The following is a 1,297-nucleotide window of genomic DNA, read 5'->3' as shown; positions in this document are numbered from 1 at the left end:
GACCGCGCTCACAGCGGCCTAAGACCCCGAGTCAACAAAAGCCGGGGCAGTCCCCAACGTTGACCGCGAACGCTTTGAGGTGCTCGTTGACGGCCACGTAATCGGGAAGGCTGCGTACAAGGCGTACGACGACGGCGGGTCCCCGCAGCGGATCTTCTACCACACCGTGATCAACGAGGAGTTCGGTGGACAAGGGCTTGCGGGCAGGCTCGCCGAGGTGGCCCTGAACGAGACCATGAGCGAGGGACTCGGGATCGTGCCGGTGTGCCCTTTCATCAAGAAGTTCCTCACCAAGCACTCGGAATACGCGGCGAACGTTACTGCCCCGACGCTGGCGCACCTGGAGTACCTCAACGCGGCCCTCGTCCCCGCTGCCAGGGCCTAAAGCGGCGGGTCGCGCCGCCGTCGAGCCCTACGAATACATCAATGAACCGGGAGTCGTCAGGACTTCGCCGGTCTCCAGCCAGGTCTTGAGGCCGGAGAGGATCATCGGCCAACCGCCGTAGATCTGGTCGTTTCCGCCTTCGCGGAGGTCGCTGTGGGTGACGGTCAGGTGGCAGGAATCGCCGACCGGTTCGATCTCCCACGTGACGCGTGATGTGCCCTCGGCTTTGACGTCTTCACCCCAGAGCGCGCGCATGGTCTGGACGAGCCGGCGCGGGGGATCGACTTCCACGTTTTCGCCTTCGCCCAGGACCATTCCGTTCGCCTTGGGATTGTGCATCTCGTAGTGGCCGCCCGGCGTCCAGTCGGCAGTGTGGGTGTTGCCGAACTGGTACTTGCTGCGGGTGTCGCTGTCCGTGATGGCTTCCCAGAGCCGCTCCGGAGTGGTCTTGATGTAGATTTCGAAGATCTTTTCCACGGGACTTTCCAATCTGGTCTTGAGGTCGCTCAACGCAGCGGCCCATGGTTCTGCATATTTGCTCACCCAGCGGTCGTGGACGAGCCTGATGGGTACCGGATTCAGGTAGTGGAGCTTTTCGCGACCACGACGGCGGGTCACAACCAGCCCGGCTTCCTCAAGGATCTTGAGGTGCTTCATGATCCCGAAACGGGTCATGTCGAACCGTGCTTCAAGCGCGCTGAGCGTCTGCCCGTCCTCGAGGAAGAGCTCGTCGAGCAGATCCCTGCGGGTGGGGTCGGAGAGTGCCTTGAAGACGGCGTCCATGCATTCAGAATAGGTGACCATTTGGTCACATGTCAACGGATTTTGGCGGACTGGGTCCGGCGCATTTCCTGCGTGGGCGGGTTTATGTCCGGGTGGGTCTGAAGTGGTGGTTGCGGCGGGGTGTTTGGC

At 62.2% G+C, this 1,297-nt stretch carries 2 protein-coding genes; one reads left to right on the top strand and one right to left on the bottom strand.

Going from position 1 to position 1,297, the window contains the following annotated elements; all coding sequences use genetic code 11:
* Positions 1 to 79 precede the first annotated feature (79 nt).
* Positions 80 to 385: a GNAT family N-acetyltransferase gene (locus tag QRN51_RS23130; protein ID WP_284992060.1), complete on the top strand. Its 306-nt coding sequence runs from the start codon at positions 80 to 82 to the stop codon at positions 383 to 385.
* Positions 386 to 412: 27 nt separating this feature from the next.
* Here QRN51_RS23130 and QRN51_RS23125 read toward each other — a convergent pair whose 3' ends face one another.
* Positions 413 to 1,168: an ArsR/SmtB family transcription factor gene (locus QRN51_RS23125; protein WP_284992059.1), complete on the bottom strand. Its 756-nt coding sequence runs from the start codon at positions 1,166 to 1,168 to the stop codon at positions 413 to 415.
* Positions 1,169 to 1,297 lie beyond the last annotated feature (129 nt).

It is taken from the genome of Arthrobacter sp. efr-133-TYG-120 (assembly GCF_030209785.1).
GTDB lineage: Bacteria > Actinomycetota > Actinomycetes > Actinomycetales > Micrococcaceae > Arthrobacter.
The sequence above is the reverse complement of the archived record's forward strand: the minus strand, read 5'-3'. Positions and strand labels throughout refer to the sequence as shown.